General features: G+C 37.6%; 16 protein-coding genes and 1 other RNA gene. 7 read left to right on the forward strand and 10 right to left on the reverse strand.

Annotation, left to right across the window (positions count from 1 at the left end; genetic code table 11):
• Positions 1-25: 25 nt before the first annotated feature.
• Together kdsA and ACZZZK_RS22785 are read left to right on the forward strand one after the other, a co-directional pair.
• A complete protein-coding gene (gene kdsA, locus ACZZZK_RS22780) occupies positions 26-838 on the forward strand; it encodes a 3-deoxy-8-phosphooctulonate synthase (protein WP_463486141.1) in 813 nt (270 codons plus the stop codon).
• 2 nt (positions 839-840) lie between these two features.
• Positions 841-1,557 (forward strand): YqjF family protein, encoded by a 717-nt coding sequence (locus ACZZZK_RS22785; RefSeq protein WP_463486142.1) that lies wholly within the window; start codon positions 841-843, stop codon positions 1,555-1,557.
• Positions 1,558-1,846: 289 nt separating this feature from the next.
• Here the strand turns inward: ACZZZK_RS22785 and ACZZZK_RS22790 are convergent, their stop codons facing one another.
• Positions 1,847-3,733, reverse strand: coding sequence for an OmpA family protein (locus tag ACZZZK_RS22790; RefSeq protein WP_463486143.1), 1,887 nt, complete (start codon positions 3,731-3,733; stop codon positions 1,847-1,849).
• A 38-nt stretch (positions 3,734-3,771) separates the two neighbouring features.
• Entirely contained in the window at positions 3,772-4,395 is a 624-nt protein-coding gene (locus ACZZZK_RS22795) for a 7-carboxy-7-deazaguanine synthase QueE (RefSeq protein WP_056848802.1), read from the reverse strand.
• A gap of 106 nt (positions 4,396-4,501) precedes the next feature.
• Here ACZZZK_RS22795 and ACZZZK_RS22800 point away from each other — a divergent pair, with 106 nt between their 5' ends.
• Positions 4,502-4,837: a Rieske (2Fe-2S) protein gene (locus tag ACZZZK_RS22800; protein WP_463486144.1), complete on the forward strand. Its 336-nt coding sequence runs from the start codon at positions 4,502-4,504 to the stop codon at positions 4,835-4,837.
• 146 nt (positions 4,838-4,983) lie between these two features.
• Here ACZZZK_RS22800 and ACZZZK_RS22805 read toward each other — a convergent pair whose 3' ends face one another.
• The 5 genes from ACZZZK_RS22805 to ACZZZK_RS22825 all read right to left on the reverse strand — a co-directional run bounded on the left by ACZZZK_RS22805 (position 4,984) and on the right by ACZZZK_RS22825 (position 9,308).
• Complete coding sequence (locus ACZZZK_RS22805; RefSeq protein ID WP_463486145.1) at positions 4,984-5,403, reverse strand: PIN domain-containing protein; 420 nt, start codon at positions 5,401-5,403, stop codon at positions 4,984-4,986.
• A 3-nt stretch (positions 5,404-5,406) separates the two neighbouring features.
• A complete protein-coding gene (locus tag ACZZZK_RS22810) occupies positions 5,407-5,667 on the reverse strand; it encodes a DUF6364 family protein (RefSeq protein ID WP_463486146.1) in 261 nt (86 codons plus the stop codon).
• 140 nt (positions 5,668-5,807) lie between these two features.
• A complete protein-coding gene (locus ACZZZK_RS22815; RefSeq protein ID WP_463486147.1) occupies positions 5,808-6,689 on the reverse strand; it encodes a bifunctional 5,10-methylenetetrahydrofolate dehydrogenase/5,10-methenyltetrahydrofolate cyclohydrolase in 882 nt (293 codons plus the stop codon).
• 87 nt (positions 6,690-6,776) lie between these two features.
• Positions 6,777-8,564 (reverse strand): translation elongation factor 4, encoded by a 1,788-nt coding sequence (lepA, locus tag ACZZZK_RS22820; protein WP_056848806.1) that lies wholly within the window; start codon positions 8,562-8,564, stop codon positions 6,777-6,779.
• Between the two features lie 258 nt (positions 8,565-8,822).
• The gene (locus ACZZZK_RS22825) at positions 8,823-9,308 is read right to left on the reverse strand and encodes an acyl-CoA thioesterase (protein WP_463486148.1); all 486 of its coding nucleotides are present in this window, start codon (positions 9,306-9,308) and stop codon (positions 8,823-8,825) included.
• Between the two features lie 67 nt (positions 9,309-9,375).
• On the opposite strand from ACZZZK_RS22825, the gene ACZZZK_RS22830 reads away from it, so the two are divergent.
• Positions 9,376-9,810: an Hsp20/alpha crystallin family protein gene (locus ACZZZK_RS22830; protein WP_463486149.1), complete on the forward strand. Its 435-nt coding sequence runs from the start codon at positions 9,376-9,378 to the stop codon at positions 9,808-9,810.
• Between the two features lie 156 nt (positions 9,811-9,966).
• Positions 9,967-11,283, forward strand: a complete 1,317-nt coding sequence (locus ACZZZK_RS22835; RefSeq protein WP_056848809.1) for a hypothetical protein — start codon at positions 9,967-9,969, stop codon at positions 11,281-11,283.
• Positions 11,284-11,332: 49 nt separating this feature from the next.
• On the opposite strand, the gene ACZZZK_RS22840 is transcribed toward ACZZZK_RS22835, so the two are convergent.
• Entirely contained in the window at positions 11,333-12,355 is a 1,023-nt protein-coding gene (locus ACZZZK_RS22840) for a S66 peptidase family protein (protein WP_463486150.1), read from the reverse strand.
• 331 nt (positions 12,356-12,686) lie between these two features.
• On the opposite strand from ACZZZK_RS22840, the gene ACZZZK_RS22845 reads away from it, so the two are divergent.
• Positions 12,687-13,202, forward strand: coding sequence for a D-glycero-alpha-D-manno-heptose-1,7-bisphosphate 7-phosphatase (locus tag ACZZZK_RS22845; protein WP_463486151.1), 516 nt, complete (start codon positions 12,687-12,689; stop codon positions 13,200-13,202).
• A 157-nt stretch (positions 13,203-13,359) separates the two neighbouring features.
• Here the strand turns inward: ACZZZK_RS22845 and fsa are convergent, their stop codons facing one another.
• Positions 13,360-14,019, reverse strand: a complete 660-nt coding sequence (gene fsa, locus ACZZZK_RS22850) for a fructose-6-phosphate aldolase (RefSeq protein ID WP_265801112.1) — start codon at positions 14,017-14,019, stop codon at positions 13,360-13,362.
• Positions 14,020-14,105: 86 nt separating this feature from the next.
• Positions 14,106-14,205: signal recognition particle sRNA small type (ffs, locus tag ACZZZK_RS22855), an RNA gene on the reverse strand.
• A gap of 459 nt (positions 14,206-14,664) precedes the next feature.
• Here ffs and gltB point away from each other — a divergent pair.
• Positions 14,665-19,164, forward strand: coding sequence for a glutamate synthase large subunit (gene gltB / locus ACZZZK_RS22860; RefSeq protein WP_463486152.1), 4,500 nt, complete (start codon positions 14,665-14,667; stop codon positions 19,162-19,164).
• Positions 19,165-19,167 lie beyond the last annotated feature (3 nt).

Raw genomic sequence — 19,167 nt, forward strand, 5'->3', positions numbered from 1 at the left:
AAATCTCAAGTCTCAAATCTCAATTATGCTAAACTATTTAGATAAAATAAAAAATACAGAATCCGGAAATTTCTTTTTGATGGCTGGTCCATGTGCAATAGAAGGTGAAGATATCGCCATGCGCATTGCTGAAAAGATTATAACGATTACAGATAAACTTAAAATCCCTTACATCTTCAAGGGTTCTTATCGCAAAGCAAATAGGAGCAAAGGCAGCTCTTTTACTGGGATTGGCGATGAAAAAGCCCTAAGGATTTTGGAGCGTATTGGTCGCGAATTTGGCGTGCCTACCGTTACAGATATTCACGAAAGTGGTGAGGCTGCAATGGCTGCTGCATATGTAGACGTTTTGCAGATCCCTGCTTTTTTGTGTCGCCAGACTGACTTGTTGATTGCTGCTGCCGAAACTGATAAAGTAGTTAATGTAAAAAAAGGTCAATTTCTTTCTGCTGGTTCAATGAAATTTGCAGTTGAAAAAGTGCGGGAAGCTGGGAACGAAAAAGTAATTTTAACGGATAGGGGAAATACTTTTGGCTACCAGGATTTAATTGTTGATTATCGGGGTTTACCCGAAATGCAAAGCTTCGGTGTTCCCGTTGTGATGGATTGTACGCATTCGTTACAGCAACCAAATCAGGCGAGTGGTGTAACTGGAGGTAAACCCGAGTTAATTTTAACCATTGCTAAAGCTGCCATTGCAGTTGGTGCAGATGGCTTGTTTATCGAAACTCACCCAGATCCAGCAAATGCAAAATCAGATGGGGCTAATATGTTGCACTTAGATTTATTGGAAGAAACTTTAACCAGGTTAATCCGGATTAGGCAGGCTATTCTTTAAAAATGATAAACTCAAAGGTATTTCTTACTGCCGAATGGCGAAAACTTGCTTTGGCACAATATGCTGTGGATAAGGCTGTGCTTTCGAAATACATACCGCCCAATACAGAATTGGATGATTGGCAAGGTAAATATTATGTGAGCTTAGTTGGTTTTATGTTCGTAGATGTAAAATTGAGAGGCTTTAATATCCCGTTTCATACCAATTTTGAAGAAGTTAATCTTCGTTTTTACGTTAAGTACCAAGACGGTGATGAGTGGAAGAGGGGCGTTGTTTTTATAAAAGAAATTGTGCCGTTGCCAGCCATCACCTTTGTGGCAAATACAGTTTACAAAGAGAACTACCAGACCTTGCCGATGAAACATGTTTGGATTGAGCAGGAACATCAGCTTGAAGTGGATTATCTTTGGAAGAACAAAACCTGGAATAAGTTTTCTGTTACCGCTTCATCAAAAGCTGAGGAAATTGTTGTGGGCAGCGAAGAAGAATTCATTACCGAACATTATTGGGGTTATACCAAGATTGGATTGAATAGAACTTCTGAATATGGCGTAGAACATCCACGCTGGGAAGCTTACCCAGTTAAACAATACAAAATTGAAGTTGATTTTGGGATTAATTACGGAAGTGATTTCGCTTTTCTTAACCATGCTGAACCAGATTCAGTAATGCTCGCAGAAGGCTCAGAAATTAGGGTTTTGAAAGGGAAGAAGTTTTAGCAGTAATAGTATTTTCATAGGCTAGTTCGCTATAAACCGGTCGTCATTGCGAGAAACTATTTTTAATAGTTTCGAGGCAATCTCACTTGATAAAATAATGCCACAAATGGGATTGTGGCAAACGCACTTCGCTGTAGGTTCAATCGGTGAAAAGTCGATTTCGCCAGCCTGCCGCAGGCAGGCAATGACGGAAAGTTAAAAACGTCAATGGTAGTGGAACGAAAAATCTGTTGACAAACAGCTCATGCCTTTCTAATAATCCAAGACAGATTTTGTTTTCTATTAAAAATTAAATTTTAGTTATCAAAAATGATGTTCTTCTATTGCTTTTTCGCCCGAGCTCGGTTTTATTATCTGCAATTGGTTTATTTGCCCCAAATCCTTTAAACGTGAGTCTTTTGGCTTCAATATTGTTTTTTAATAAATACTCATAAACGGCATTTGCCCGATTAAGTGATAACTTTTCGTTCAATTTAGCATCCCCTATATTATCTGTATGACCTTGAATTTCGATATCGACCGTTGGATTTTGATTTAAGAACTCAATCAATAAATCCAGTTCTCTAATTGATGCCGGCAAAAGATTGTACTTATTAGTGTCGAAGAAAATATTTCTCAAAGTTACATTTCCACCTTGTTTAATTTTTTCGATGTAAACTTCTATTTGGTAGGGCTTGTTAATATCGCCAGCCTTTAATTCAAAGTTTTCAGAATAAAACAAATAACCTTCTGCATTAACATTGAAAAGATAATTACTTCCGATAGGCATAACAGCTAGAAACTGGCCAGTTTCGGGGTCGGTATAGTCATCAAAAAGTGTATTGTTTGATTTTAAATCGATAACCTGAACATTGCTTTCTATCGTTTTCTTGGTGTCCTTATCTCTCACAATTCCTTTAACATAAGAAACTTTCATTGGTTTCGCAATTTCCGGCAAACCGAAACTATAAATATCCTGACCACCGAAGCCGTCTTTTAGGTTAGAGGAAAACATTCCCATGTTTCCATCAGCACTAACAATTAAACCGCTCTCATCATCAAATGAATTTATTGGATAGCCAATATTAACAGGTTTTTGAAACTTTCCTCCAACATCCATTCTGCTGTAGTAAATATCTTTGTTTCCAAAACCTGGCCATCCATCTGAGGAAAAGTAAAGTGTCTTTCCATCAGCGTGTAGGAAGGGGGTGTTTTCATCGTAAATTGTATTTATTTCAGGACCAAGATTTATAGCAGGTCCCCATTTGGCATCATCAGTAATAGTGCTTTTCCAGATATCGTAGCCTCCCGAACCGCCGGGACGGTTGCTGATGAAATATAAAGTTCTACCATCTGGACTAATTGCAGGTTGCGACTCCCAATATTCAGAATTTACAGGTTTGCCAATATTATAAGGTTCGCCCCAATCTTTGCCTTCACGGTGAGAAACATAAATATCACATCGACCCAGCCCATCTGGGCGATTACATCCCGTAAAAAATAAATATTTTCCATCTGGAGATATCGTTTGAGCGCCTTCATTATATCTAGTCGTATTAATGTTGGCTGATAAAGGCGTAGCTAAATTCCATGAATTATTCTTGAATTGAGAAGTCCAAAAGTCTTCGTTCCCGTTCGTTAGGCGTGTAAATACCAATGTTTCTCCATCGGCTGTTAAAGCAGGGAAATACTCTGAGTCGTTTGTATTAACGCCATCTCCTAGATTAGCTGGTGCGTACTTCACGGGCTTTTTAATTTCAAGGGATGCAAAATCACAGTCCATTAAGTATTTCCTTGCTCGTTTTCCCCGGTCAGAAGAATTATCTAATAATAAGAATTCATTAAAATGTTTTTTTGCCTGATCGTATTCTTGTGTGGCAAATTCCATCTCGGCTAAGCCATACATCACTTCAGGAGCTACATTTTTATTGATCAGTAATGCTTTTTGGTAAGCGACTTTAGCATCTGGATATTTCTTTTGCGCTTTGTAAACGCCGCCGAGTAAGGCGAATGCATTTTGAAATAGGGGATCTGCCTCAACAGCACTTTTCAAAACTTGCTCAGCAGATGCATAATCTAATTTCTCAATGTATGGTCCTGCCTTTTCGAAAAAAGTTTGTGCTTTTCTGTTAGGTGAACTTTGAGCATAACAGAAAACAACTGATATACTAAAGAATAAGAGAAACCAGTATTTCATTACATCAACATTTGGTGATCAAAGCTAATGTAGACTATTTAAGGAATATTTAAAAATTTATGCGTTTGCAAAGAGATCTCCCATTTCGGGTTAGCCATTACGTACTCAATAATCATTGGGGTAATTTCCTTGGATTTTGACCACTCTGGCTGAAGATAAAGCTTACAGGTTGGCGATACCATTGCCGCATATTCCTCTGCCCATTTAAAATCACTTTTATTAAAAACAATAACTTTCAACTCGTGGGCGAAAGGGGTAATATCGGGTCTGGGTGCTTTAAATTTCTTTGGTGATAAACAGATCCAATCCCAATGGCCTGAAAGAGGATAAGCACCCGAAGTTTCAATAAATGTTAAGATACCTCTATCTCTAAGTTTTTGAGTGAGGTAGTCAAGATTGTAAATAAGTGGTTCACCGCCAGTAATTACCACAGCTTTGCCTGGGAACTTATCTGCATTTTCTACAATTACATCAGCAGGAGTTAAGGGATGCATTTCAGCGTCCCAGCTTTCTTTCACATCGCACCAGTGGCATCCCACATCACAACCACCTAAGCGGATAAAATAAGCTGCTTTTCCGGTGTTGAATCCTTCGCCCTGTATAGTATAGAACTCTTCCATTAAAGGAAGTAATGTGCCGTCTTCTGGTATATCTTGTTTCATTTTTGAGGATGCAAATATCTTAAAAAAATACGGTGTAGCGGTTCCTCTTTTAAAAATTAATGTAAAGATGAAATAAGACTGATATTTAAATAGTTATTTTAGCTGGATGAAGTGGTTCAAAGCGCTAAATACTAATCAAATCCCGAATGCCAATTCAATAAAGACCCTTGAGGTTAATGGCAAACAACTCTGCGTAATCAATAATGAAGAAAAAATTGTGGTAACCCAATCTTCTTGCCCACATGCTGGCGGCCACTTTTCTGGTGGTTGGTGCAAGAATGGTCATCTGATCTGTCCGATACATCGCTATGAATACAGTTTGGAAACCGGAAGAGGTGCGGAGGGTCAGGGCGATTATATTGACATTTATCCAAGTGAGTTGAGAGAAGATGGCTTGTATATTGGTTTTGAAGAAGGTTGGTGGAGTAAACTTTGGGAATAAGTTTAACCACAGATAAAAAAGGATGGACACAGATAGAGTTAAGCAAAAATATTAGCCACCGAAACCTTAATGAATAGAAACGAGCTTAACTTCTGTGTTTTCGTTGCTAACAAATCTGTGTTTATCTGTGTCCATCTGTGGTTAAATCAGTTTAGTAAATACCTTTTAAAAAACTCTTGACAATTTAAAACTTCTATCTCAGCAAAATAGAAATCATCAACATCTTCGGTAATGATGCATTTACAGTTAACAGATTCAGCAGCATAATATTCTAATCCATCTTCAAAATCATGAATAGACTTGTTTGCAAGTGTATCTGAAACACCTTTTGATAAGTTTTCAGCAATTTTAATATGTTGACAGAGCAAATCGATTTTCTGTTTCGCTAACAGTGATTTATGTTTTTTTTCTGCAAAGTAAAAAGCAATTGCTAGGCAAAGTGGCGAAGTATAAACTTCAAATTTTGGATGAGATGCCAAACTTAAAATCCTTGAAGAATAAGTAAAAAGGGGATATTCTTTATTCAAAACTGAAACTAAAACGTTTGCATCTAAAAATATCTTCATCGATTATTTTTTAGAAGAAAAGAACTCATCTTTTGATGCTTTGCGGCCAGCCTTAACGGTTTTTTTATATTCTACTTCGCCCTCTGCAACCATACTTACCCAATCAGAAATGGGGTAATCTTCTAGTGATTTATAATCACTGGAAGTAACTTGAGTTAACAAATGCTCAATTAAACGCGATAGGCTAATATTGTTATCAGCAGCGTATTTCTTAGCCTTTGTTACTACGTCTTGGTTAAAGCTTAGAGTTAGTTTCGAATCCATAACATTATATTTATAATCAAATATAATTATTTTACGTATAATAAAAAATATTTACACGTAAAAAAGCAATCCATTATTTGAATTGCTTTTAATTATTTTTGAACCGTGGATTTTTCGCTTTGGCGTTTAAGCTTTCAGCTTTAAGAATAAATTTCTTTCCTGGCTGATGCTAATGTATTCTTCAACAAACCTACAATCGTCATTAAACCGACTCCACCGGGAACAGGTGTAATGTAAGATGAAATTGGCGCTACGTTTTCGAAATCTACATCTCCATATAATTTGAAACCAGATTTTGTTTCAGTAGATGTTTCACGGTTGATGCCCACATCAATAATTATAGCGCCCGGTTTTACCATGTCGGCGGTGATGAAATTCTTTTTACCAATTGCCGCAATAATAATATCGGCTTGTAAAACCTGTTCTTTTAAATCCTTTGTGCGGGAATGCGTAAGCGTAACTGTGCAGTTGCCTGGGTTTGCATTCCGGGCCATTAAAATACTCATCGGACTGCCAACGATATTACTTCTTCCTACTACTACACAGTGCATCCCAGAGGTATTAATGTTATATTCCTGTAACATCAACAAAATTCCATAAGGTGTAGCAGGGATGAAGCAGGGTAGATTACGCATCATTCTGCCCAAGTTTACAGGATGAAAACCATCGACATCTTTACGGTAATCAATAGCTTCCGTAACTTTCTCAGGGTCTATATGTTTTGGTAAAGGGAGCTGGACAATTAATCCATCAACATCAGCATCTTGATTAATTTCTTCGATTTTAGTCAATAATTCAGCTTCAGTAACCGAATTATCATAACGGTGAAGTGAAGATTTGAAACCCACCTTCTCGCAGTTTTTCATTTTACTGGCCACATAGGTTTCGCTTCCGCCATCGTTGCCCACTAAAATGGCAACCAAATGAGGCTTGCGTCCATTGCTATTTAAAAATTCTGCAGCTTCTTCAGCAATCTGAACTTTAACTTTTTCTGATACGTATTTACCGTCTAATAATTTCATTGTTGAAGAGATGTGAAAAGTGAGATTTAAGATCTGAGATCGAACAAATGGTCTAATGTCTCATGCCTATTATCTCATATCTAATTTTTAATCCAATTTCAAAACCGCCATAAATGCACTTTGTGGAATTTCTACGTTTCCAACCTGGCGCATGCGTTTTTTACCTTTTTTCTGTTTCTCTAATAATTTACGCTTCCGGGAAATATCACCACCGTAACATTTAGCTGTAACATCTTTACGTAAAGCACTGAGTGTTTCACGAGCGATCACTTTTGCGCCAATAGAGGCTTGAATTTTAATTTCGAACTGTTGACGAGGAATTAATTCTCTTAGCTTTTCACAAATTTTCTTTCCGAAATCGTAAGCGTTACTTCTGTGAATGAGTGAAGAAAGGGCATCAACCGGTTCATCATTAATTAACATATCTAAACGAACCAGATCTGATTTGCGGTAACCCACCTGGTGATAATCGAAAGATGCGTAGCCCTTTGAAATGGTTTTTAACTTATCATAAAAGTCGAAAACAATCTCGCCCATTGGCATTTCGAAAACCAGTTCAACCCGATCGGAAGTCAAGTAGGATTGATTTACAATCGTTCCTCTTTTCTGAATACAGAGTGACATTACAGGTCCGACAAAATCGGCTTTAGTAATAATATTGGCTTTGATAAATGGTTCCTCAACAGAATCCAGTTTGCTCGGATCAGGGAGGTCTGATGGATTGTTTACAAAAATCTCATCTCCTTTTGTAGTATGAGCGATGTAGGATACGTTAGGAACGGTTGTAATTACCGTCATGTCAAATTCACGCTCTAAACGCTCTTGAATGATCTCCATGTGCAACATTCCCAAAAATCCACAACGGAAACCGAAGCCTAAGGCTGCCGAACTTTCAGGTTCAAATACGATAGATGCATCATTCAGCTGCAGCTTGTGCATTGCTTCACGAAGTTCTTCGAATTCATCGGTATCAACAGGATAAATCCCGGCGAAAACCATTGGTTTAACTTCTTCAAAACCTTGAATTGCATCTAAAGAAGGTCTGGCAGTCGTTGTAATAGTATCACCAACTTTCACTTCTCTGGCTTCTTTTATCCCTGAAATGATATAACCCACATCTCCGGTTTTAACCACGCTCCGTGGTGCCATATCTAGTTTCAAAATTCCTACCTCATCAGCAAGATATTCCTTTCCTGTATTGATAAACTTAACCTTATCGCCTTTTTTAATCTCGCCGTTTACCACTTTGTAATAAGCGATAATTCCTCTAAAAGAGTTAAAAACCGAGTCGAAAATTAAGGCTTGTAACGGTGCTTCAGGATCGCCAACAGGTGCTGGAACACGATCTACAATGGCTTGAATAATATCGGGAATTCCTAAGCCAGTTTTCCCCGATGCAGGAATAATATCTTCGCGTTTGCAGCCAATTAAATCAATAATCTGATCTTTGACTTCCTCAGGCATCGCCCCAGGCAAATCCATTTTGTTTAAGATTGGAATAATTTCGAGGTCGTGTTCTAAAGCTAGATACAAATTCGAAATGGTTTGTGCCTGAATCCCTTGCGAAGCATCTACAATTAATAAAGCGCCTTCGCAAGCAGCGATAGAACGCGAAACTTCATAAGAGAAATCGACGTGTCCAGGGGTATCAATCAAGTTAAAGTTATATTCAATATCTCCAACCTTATAGTTCATTTGTATGGCATGACTTTTAATCGTTATGCCTCGCTCACGCTCCAAATCCATATTATCGAGCAATTGCGCCTGCGCTTCACGCTGCGAAATTGTCGCTGTATATTCTAATAACCTATCAGCCAAAGTGCTCTTGCCATGGTCGATATGTGCAATAATGCAAAAATTACGTATATGCTTCATCTTTGCGCAAAGATATGTTTTTAAATGGAAAATTTACCGTCGAAAATGGAATGCAAATCGGCCAATTTTTTTATAAAACAAGGTAGTATTTGCTGATTAGAAAATTAATGATTTCTTCCGATCAGGAGCAAAAATGTTTAGTCGTTTCGTTATCTTATTTCCCGAAAAAAATTCGGTTATTTCGAAGGAGCAATCTCAATTAATAGCATATAAAATGCCTAGTTACCATTGAATTTAATTGCTAAAGCATACGATATATTAAATTAGCTGCTCAAAAGTCAACATTTTTTGCTTTTCAGCCTCAGGTATTATAGTTGGTCTTTTTGTGTTAGTGTCAACCGCTATGCAGACTGTTTTTCCTTTACTGCAAATTACTTCCTCGGTTCCCTTTAGTTTTACAATTTGGTACTCCAAGTCAAAGCTTGTATTGCCAATTCGTGATGTTTTCACATGAACAGCTATTTTATCATTCATCACAATCGGCAGGATATAATCCAGTTCAGCATGAGCAATGACGATTCCAGTTTTATTCCAATCCCACTTTACAATTTCTTCCCAATACTTAGTTCTCGCAATTTCCAAGTAGGTAAAGTATACTGAATTATTCACATGGCCCATTAAATCAAAATCAACAAAACGAAGATGAATGTTCGTTTTATAGTTGAATTTGTCGGAAAAATCACGTATTTCTGACAATTTGTCTTTTGATTTCGATTTATTTTGCCAAAATGTCTTAAAAATCATAAAAATTTGGTTTGGTATGTAAGTTGAATAACGACTGATATCAGATTAAAAAAATAAAATTAAAGATATGACACTTGTAAATTTTAACAACAGAACCCGCAACACAGCACCTTACTTTAACAATGTTTTTGATTCATTGTTTAGTGAAGCAGTAAGTAAAAACAAAATGGTTGATAAATCGCCAAACGTTAACATTCATGAAAATGTGACTGCATATGTAATTGAGTTGGCGGCACCAGGTTTGAAGAAAGAAGATTTTCAAATCAACTTAAAAAAAGATACGCTTTCTGTTTGGGCAGAAGTTAAAAAAGACGAAACACAAATTGCCAAAGATTATACCCGTAAAGAATTTGATTTTAGCTCGTTTGCCAGATCATTTAATTTACCAGAAACTGCAGATGGTGAAAAAATTACCGCAGAATATAAAGATGGTATTTTGGTAATTAACATCGGCAAAAAAGACGATACTAAATTACAACACAAAGAAATTGTAGTATCGTAGAACAAAATATTCTCGAAAGAGGGTTTTTCATAATAGTTTAAGTTTAGGTTTTATAAGGTTAACGTTGGATGACGTTAATCTTATTTTTTATATTTAGATTGATTTTAAGTTGAAACATCAAGTTAGCCTAACGTCATTTTTTTGTACTTTTGCGCCATGGAAAGAGAAATTCTGGATACTAAACGTAAAGCACTTAAAATTAATCTTGACCCAAGGATATACGGTACTTTTGCCGAAATTGGTGCAGGGCAAGAAGTTTCAAGGAATTTTTTTAACGCTGGTGCAGCTTCCGGAACCGTTGCAAAAACGATGTCGGCCTATGATATGACTTTTAGCGATGCGATTTATGGTGCTGAAACTAATGGTCGTTATGTGAGCCAGAATAGACTTTTGCAAATGCTCGATCATGAATTTGGCCTACTTAACGAAAGATTATCGGGCGAAAAATATGAGAGTAGAACATTTTTTGCTTTTGCCGATACAGTTACCACACTAAATTATAAACGTACAAATGAACCTCACGGCTGGGTAGGACTTCGATTCCAAAACGAGCCAGGTGGTGCTCCAAATGAAATATTTTTCCATGTTCGCTTGCTTGATACCGATGTAAATATGCAACAGCGTGTGCTTGGTATTATTGGCGTTAATTTGGTTTATGCAGCCTTCTATCTTAATGAAGATCCAAAATTAATGGTTGAATCTCTAGCTGATAATTTAACGATCGGTTCGGTTGAAATAGATTTAATCTCGGTTAAGGGACCGGCATTTCCTGGGGTAGATAATATCTTACTTAATTTATACATGATTATGAAAGATTTTTCTGCGGCAGCTATTTTTGACGCAGATACTCACCCACGCCAAGCTAAAGATTTATTGTACAAAAAGGACATCATGATTTTGCGAACCAAATATGGTCAGAAATCATTACCAAATTTCAATCTATTTAACAAGGCTACAGAGCAATTTAAACGAACCAATAAAGTAGAAGAGGGAAATATTGCTGTTATGATTGAGGTTTTATTGACCAATGTTTTAACGGATGAACAAGAAACTCCAGACCATATTGATTTAGAATCGGTTGCTAAACGTACGCAAGAAATGTGCGATACTGGAAATATTGTGATCGTTTCAAATTTCACTCGTCATAATCGGTTAGCTAAGTATTTGGCTCGTTGTAAGCCAAAAAGTGTTGGCCTTGCTACCAACATTAACAACTTGAAGTTCGTTTTTAACTCTACAAATTTTAAAGGTGAAAATTATTCTGGTCAGTTATTGAGTTATGTTAACGACATGTTCAATACAAATGTTCGTTTGTTTGCCTATCCGTTTTTAGATAAAAAAACAAATGAAGTAATTACAACTTCGAATATGCCTGTTACGCCTGAGGCAAAGCCACTTTTTGATTTCCTTTTAGTTAACGGTTACATCACCGATATTAAAGATTACAGTGAAGATGAAGTAAAAACCGTTTAGTCTTACGCTATCATCTCCGGGATCTCTACTTTGATATCGTAAATGATTATTAAAGGCTTTGAAGGGTAGTTCCTGTTTCAGTAACTCTCAAACTATGGTTTGCGCCACATTTTAGTGCAAAATTATTTCGTTGATGCCCTACAGGGAAGTCAAATGCGATCGGGTAGTTGTAGTTTTTAACTTTTTCCAACACTATCTCATAAATAGTTTTGCCAAACTCTTCGCCAGTATCATCTGGTTTAACTTTGAAACCTCCGATTATCAAACCTTTCAGGTTTTTTAGTTTACCGCTACGTTTCAAGTTCCATAACATCCTATCGATGCTGTAAAGGTATTCACCTGTATCTTCAATAAAGAGAATTTTATCTTTGGTGTCCAAATCGGAATCACTGCCAGACAGTGTTTCAATAATACTAAGATTTCCACCAACTAAAACTCCTTCTACGCTTCCTGGTTTATTATTCATGTTTGTGGGGGCTGAATATCCCATTGGTGCTCCAATTAAGGCATTTTTTATTGATAAGATGGTTTCGATCTGAATGGGTTCTGCTTTCGTCCAATCATCTGGAAAACTGTTACACATTTTGGAGTGAATAGAAGCAATGCCATAGTTTTTGGCTAGGTGGCAATGTAAAACAGTGATATCACTAAATCCGATAATCCATTTTGGATTTTTTTTAAATGATGAAAAATCTAGTTGATCAATGATTCTGACGAAGCCATATCCGCCCCGGGCACACATGATGGCTTTTATATTAGGGTCGTCCAACATCGTTTGGAAATCCTTCAATCTTTCCTCATCTGTGCCGCCGTAAGTGAAATCACGTTTTCCAATTGTTTCACCTATTTTTATTTGGAAACCCCAGCTTTGCATCTGCAAAATTGAAGGCTGCACTTGTTCCGTAGTGATAAAACCAGCCGGACTTGTTATTCCAATCCAATCGCCGCGATTTAAATATGGTGGTATCTTAAATGATGAAGTTTCACTTTCAATACTATTGCCGAAGCTTTTAAAAATGGGCATTACGGTAGCACCTGCAATAAAAGAGGAAAGGAATTTTTTTCTGTTCATCTGGTTTAAGGAAGTGATTGATATAAAAAGCTAATATAAAGTAAATAATTTTTGCTCAAAAGAAAAGGGATCTATATCCATAAATCCCTTTTTTAAACCAAACAAATTAATCTGTAAAAGATTAGTATAATGTGAATTATATAGATAACCCCTGATAAAATAAAAAGTTTGATGTTTGATGAAATTATTTTTTGCTACCCGATTTGGGCATTAGGTTTAAAGTTCAATCGATATAACTAATACACTTGATTATTATATTTTATATATTTTAGCAAATCAATTTTTACTAGAGATAATTCAGTTAAGCTGGAGTCTCCAATCCCGAATTTAAATGAATAAAGCTATTTTTCTAGACCGTGATGGCGTTTTAAATCACGAAATTTATGATTACATCTGTCGAGTTGAAGATTTTAAGATCCTGGAGTATCAAATTCCCGTACTGAAGAAATTATATGATGAAGGTTTTCTGCTTATTGTAATTACAAATCAAGGCGGCATTGCGTTAAAAAGGTATAGCGAGCAAGAGCTGGCAATTATGCATCAAATGTTGAGAAATGCTTTTGTAGCAAAAGGCGCTGATATTGCTGGTTTTTACTATTGTCCACACCATCCAACTGTTGGCGGGGAGTGTAAATGTCGCAAACCTGCCTCTGGAATGATTCTCGATGCTATTGAGATGTATGATATCGATCCTGCTCAATCGGTAATGATTGGGGATAAGCCAAGAGATGTTGAGGCTGCAAATGGGGCAGGAGTGAAAGGTATTCTGATTGAGCCCGACGAGCAGATTAGTTACGAGAAAGTGAAGGAAGTTTTGAGTTTTGAGTTTAAAGTTGGAAGTTTTTAGTTTTGAGATCGGCGTATGCTAAGCGCTGAAGCCGAAAAAGACTCATACTTCCCTTATTCATTTAATATCTTTAAAAATAAAAAAGTCCTAAGTAAGAGTTAAACTCAATGCTTAGGACTTTTTTTAGACTCCAGACTCTCGACTGAAGACTCAAAGCTTATTTACCTGCTGCCTTAGCGTGATCTGCTAAGAAAGTAGCTAAACCGCTATCAGTTAATGGGTGTTTTAGCAAACCAACAATCGCAGCCAATGGAGCTGTAATTACGTCTGCGCCTAATTTAGCACAGTTAACAATATGCAACGGTCCGCGGATTGATGCTGCCAAGATTTGAGTTTCGTAACCGTAGTTATCAAAAATTGTTCTGATGTCTTCAATCAATACTAATCCATCGCTAGAAATATCATCCAAACGACCTAAAAATGGAGAAACATAAGTTGCGCCAGCTTTAGCAGCTAATAAAGCCTGTCCGGCAGAGAATATTAAAGTACAATTTGTTTTAATCCCTTTTGATGAGAAATATTTGATGGCTTTAACACCATCTTTAATCATCGGAACTTTAACAACTATTTTTGGGTTTAAAGCAGCAAGTGCTTCACCTTCTTTAACGATTTCATCAAAGGTGGTCGAGATCACTTCTGCACTTACATTATCTTCAACGATATCGCAAATGGCTTTGTAGTGGTTAATTACATTTTCTTCGCCAGTGATACCTTCCTTCGCCATTAAGCTTGGGTTAGTGGTCACGCCATCTAAAATGCCTAAATCATGTGCTTCCTTGATTTGATCAAGATTTGCTGTGTCAATAAAAAATTTCATGGTTATAAATTCTTAAGTATTTGAGTTTCAAAATTGAACCCTGAAGAATTTAATTCCCCCTTCAGGGGATTAAGGGAAAAGAAAAAAAAGGGCAAGCACCTTCTATCGCACCGCTACAACCTTCTACCCTTGCTATGTTCCCATCCTGGGGGAGTTCAAAGGGAGCTGGTCGTAAAAGACTTGCCCGCCACAAAGGTAGAAAAAGATGTTGTTTTGCAAAATGCATTTTTTTAAATTTTTAGTCATTTAGGCTATCTAACTGATTCATACCAAAATAAAATTAAGTGATGACCACTGTTGCGCAATGCATCTATATAAATGCAGCTGATGAAGTCACTTAAACACGATAATTAATTAGTAAGGGTCAGTGACACTCGAAATTTATTAATAAACGTTATTTTCATATATGATTTTATTTGCTAAATCGTTTTTGTTTGATAAGGCCTGACAAAAGCTATTATTTCGAGAAAAAATCGAATTATGAAATCCGTAAATAATTACTTTTAAAATTAATTATTTTGCAAATAATATGTCGATATTTGCTTTTAAACTAAAATAATCCTAAAAAGCATAACAACTCTGTAATTTAAAATTCGTTTTTTGTATCTTAGTGTTTCCTATACACTAACAACTAACGAGCAAAGAATGGAACCAAACAGTGGATTGTACGATGCGCAATTTGAACACGATGCCTGCGGTATTGGGTTCGTTGCACATGTGAAAGGGCGAAAATCGCATCAAATCATCTCCGATGCACTTACTATTTTAGAAAATCTAGATCATAGAGGGGCATGTGGAGCAGAACCAAATACAGGCGATGGTGCCGGTATAATGATTCAAATTCCCCACGAATTTTTTTATGATGAATGTTTAAAAGCTGGCTTTAGCTTACCAGAAACCAATAATTACGGTGTGGGTCAGTTATTTATGCCAAAGGATATCAGATCAAGAGAAGAGTGCCGTGAACTTATTTACCGTGCTGCAGAAAAGCTTGGTCTGGAGATTTTAGGATTTAGAAAGGTTGATGTAGATACTACTGATATCGGTAACATGGCGCTTTCTGTGGAACCTGAAATTGAACAGGTCTTTATCGGTCGTCCGTACACAGTTAATCCCGGTGCTGATTTTGAGCGCAAGCTTTACATTTTTAAAAACTACCTCATTAAGCTAATCGTAAACACGGTTCATGGTGGTAAAGATTTTTATATCGTTTCCCTTTCTGCGCAAACGATCATTTATAAAGGTCAGCTTACTTCTTTGCAGGTTCGTACCTATTTTAATGATTTAAGCGACAAACGTGTGGTTTCTGCCTTAGGCTTAGTTCACTCACGTTTTGCGACCAATACGTTTCCATCATGGAGATTAGCTCAGCCATTTCGCTTTATAGCGCACAATGGAGAGATCAATACGTTACAAGGAAACTTAAACTGGTTTAGGGCTGGGGTAAAATCTTTTGCGTCTGCCTATTTTACACCAGAAGAACTAGATATGTTGTTGCCGGTTATCGATGAAACGAACTCAGATTCAGGTTGTTTAGATAACGTTATTGAGTTATTGCTTCATGCTGGAAGAACTTTGCCTCATGTATTAATGATGTTAGTTCCTGAAGCTTGGGATGGCAATGAAGATATGGATCCCGTAAAACGAGCATTTTACGAATTCCATGCTACTTTAATGGAGCCTTGGGATGGACCGGCTGCAATTGCATTTACCGATGGCAAGTTAATTGGCGCTACGTTGGATCGCAATGGTTTACGTCCATCGCGTTATGCCATCACTTCTGATGATCGTGTAATAATGGGTTCTGAAGCGGGTGCTTTAGCAATCGACCAGAGCACAATTATTGAAAAAGGTCGTTTAACACCTGGTAAAATGTTTGTTGTTGATATGGAACAGGGACGAATTATCAGTGATGAAGAAATTAAAACTCAGGTTTGTAGTAAAAGTCCATATGCTGACTGGATTAACCAATATCAAATTCGTTTAGAAGAGTTGCCTGAACCACGTGTAATGTTTACGGGACTATCTGAAGAATCTATCTTTAAATATCAGCAGGTTTTTGGTTACAGCAGAGAAGACATTGATTTGTTGTTGAAACCAATGGCTGTTGAGGCTAAGGAGCCAATCGGTTCAATGGGAACAGATACGCCACTTGCCATTTTATCAAAACGTCCGCAACATTTATCAAACTACTTTAAGCAACTTTTTGCACAAGTAACTAATCCTCCAATCGATCCGATCCGGGAAAAAGTGGTTATGAGTTTAGCTAGCTTCATGGGCAGCAATGGTAACTTGTTAGAAGAAAATCCTTTGCAATCACATTGTGTGGCCATCAAGCATCCAATTTTAACTAATCAAGAGTTAGAGAAATTAAGAAGTATTGATACCGGGGTTTTTCAAGCAAAAACATTGCAAACCTATTTTAGGGCCGACGGGAAACCAGGTGCAATGGCGAAAGCTTTAGATCGCTTATGCCGTTATGCTGTTGATGCCGTAGAAGATGGTTTCCAGGTGATTGTGTTAACGGATAGGGCGATCGATTCGGAACATGCTGCAATGCCATCATTATTGGCTGTTTCGGCTGTACATCACCACTTAATTCGTAAAGGCTATCGTGGCGCTGTAGGTATTGTAATTGAGGGTGGAGATATTTGGGAAGTTCATCATTTTGCTACCTTATTAGGTTTCGGCGTTACAGCTATAAATCCATATCTGGCCTTGGAAACAATCAATGGATTTCAAGAAGAATCTGGTTTATCAGCAGAGCAATTAACAAAAAATTACATCTACGCGGTAAACAGTGGCTTGCTTAAGATTTTCTCTAAAATGGGGATCTCTACCTTGCAGTCTTACCAAGGTGCGCAAATTTTCGAAATTCTAGGTCTGAATAAACAAGTAGTAAACACTTATTTCACTGGAGCAGTTTCTCGTATTGGTGGTTTAGGATTGGACGAAATAGCAAAGGAAACTTTGATTAAACATCACCGCAGTTTCGGACCAGCAACACAAACGGAGAATTTATTGCCGGCAGGAGGAACTTACAAATTCCGTCGCAGGGGTGAGGCACATTTGTTTAACCCGCAAACTATACACTTGTTGCAAAACGCGACACGTAAGAATGATTACAACATTTTCAAGCAATATTCAAAGTTGGTAAATGAGCAAACTCAACAAGCTTATACCATACGTGGGTTGTTTGATTTTAATTATACCCGACCATCGGTTCCATTAAATGAAGTAGAGTCTACCGAGGCAATCTTAAAAAGATTTGCAACTGGAGCAATGTCATTTGGTTCAATTTCCCACGAGGCACACTCTACTTTAGCTATTGCGATGAACCGCATTGGTGGTAAAAGCAATACTGGTGAGGGTGGTGAGGATGAAATGCGCTACACCAAAATGGAAAATGGTGATAGCATGCGTTCGGCGATTAAGCAGGTTGCATCCGCTCGTTTTGGCGTAACCAGTTACTACTTAACCAATGCTGATGAGTTACAGATTAAGATGGCTCAAGGTGCAAAACCTGGTGAAGGTGGTCAGTTACCTGGTCATAAAGTGGATGATTGGATTGCAAAAGTGCGCCACTCTACACCAGGCGTAGGCTTGATTTCTCCGCCTCCGCATCACGATATTTATTCAATCGAAGATTTAGCACAGCTGATTTATGATTTGAAAAATGCCAATCGTGCTGCCAGAATCAATGTAAAATTGGTATCTAAGGCTGGAGTTGGAACCATTGCTGCAGGAGTAGCTAAAGCACATGCTGATGTTATTCTGGTTTCAGGTTTTGATGGGGGTACAGGTGCATCGCCATTAACTTCTATTCAACATGCTGGCTTACCTTGGGAACTTGGTTTAGCAGAAGCGCACCAGACTTTGGTTAAAAACAGATTACGTAACCGCATCGTTCTGCAAACGGATGGACAACTAAAGACGGGTAGAGATATTGCTATTGCAGCTTTGTTAGGTGCTGAAGAATGGGGAGTAGCTACCGCTGCCTTGGTTACTGCTGGTTGTATCATGATGCGTAAATGCCATTTAAATACTTGCCCGGTTGGTGTGGCGACACAAGACCCTGAACTAAGAAAATTATTTAGTGGTGATGCAGCTCACGTAGTGAATCTTTTCCATTTTCTCGCTGAAGAATTACGTGAGATTATGGCTGAACTTGGTTTCAGAACCATTCATGAAATGATTGGACAAGCCGATATTTTAAAGGTTAGGGAATTACCAGAAGAAGATTGGAAATTAAAGTATCTGGATCTTTCTGCAATTCTTTTTAAAGCGGAAGATAACGGATTGCCTTTATTTAATACGGAAGAGCAGGATCATGGCTTGACACACGTTTTAGATCATCAATTAATCGCAGCTGCACAACCTGCAATTACCAATAATGAGCCTGTTTTTGCGAGCTTTAACGTGAAAAATACAGATCGTTCATTAGGAACTATGTTATCTAACGAGATTTCTAAAGTGCATTTGGGTGCAGGTCTGCCGCCCGATACCATCAACTTCAAGTTTGTAGGTTCGGCAGGACAAAGTTTCGGTGCATTTAATACCCGTGGAGTTACGTTATCTTTAGAAGGTGAAGCAAATGACTATGTGGGTAAAGGTTTATCTGGTGCTCGTTTAGCCATTTATCCTTTTTCAAATTCAACTTTCATTCCAGAGCAAAATATTATCATTGGTAACGTAGCGCTTTATGGAGCAACTTCTGGTGAGTTATTCGCCCGTGGTAAAGCTGGTGAGCGTTTCGCAGTTCGTAACTCGGGTGCAACCGCAGTAGTAGAAGGCGTTGGAGATCACGGTTGTGAATACATGACCGGTGGTGAAGTGCTGATTCTTGGTGATACCGGAAGTAATTTTGCAGCAGGAATGAGCGGAGGCGTGGCTTGGGTGTATGATGCCAAAGGAACTTTTGCTCGTAAATGCAATAAAGAAATGGTTGATCTCGATCCATTACAAACTGAAGATGAACAAAGAATTCTCGCTTTACTTAAAACGCATATCCGTTTGACTGATAGTAAAGTAGCAGAATTTATCTTAAGCGATTGGAAAACACAATCCAATCATTTTGTAAAGGTATTTCCTAAGGAATACAAAGCAGTTTTAGCAAAACGTAATCAACAAGTAAAAACACACTAAGCC

Source organism: Pedobacter sp. AC163, from assembly GCF_979258665.1.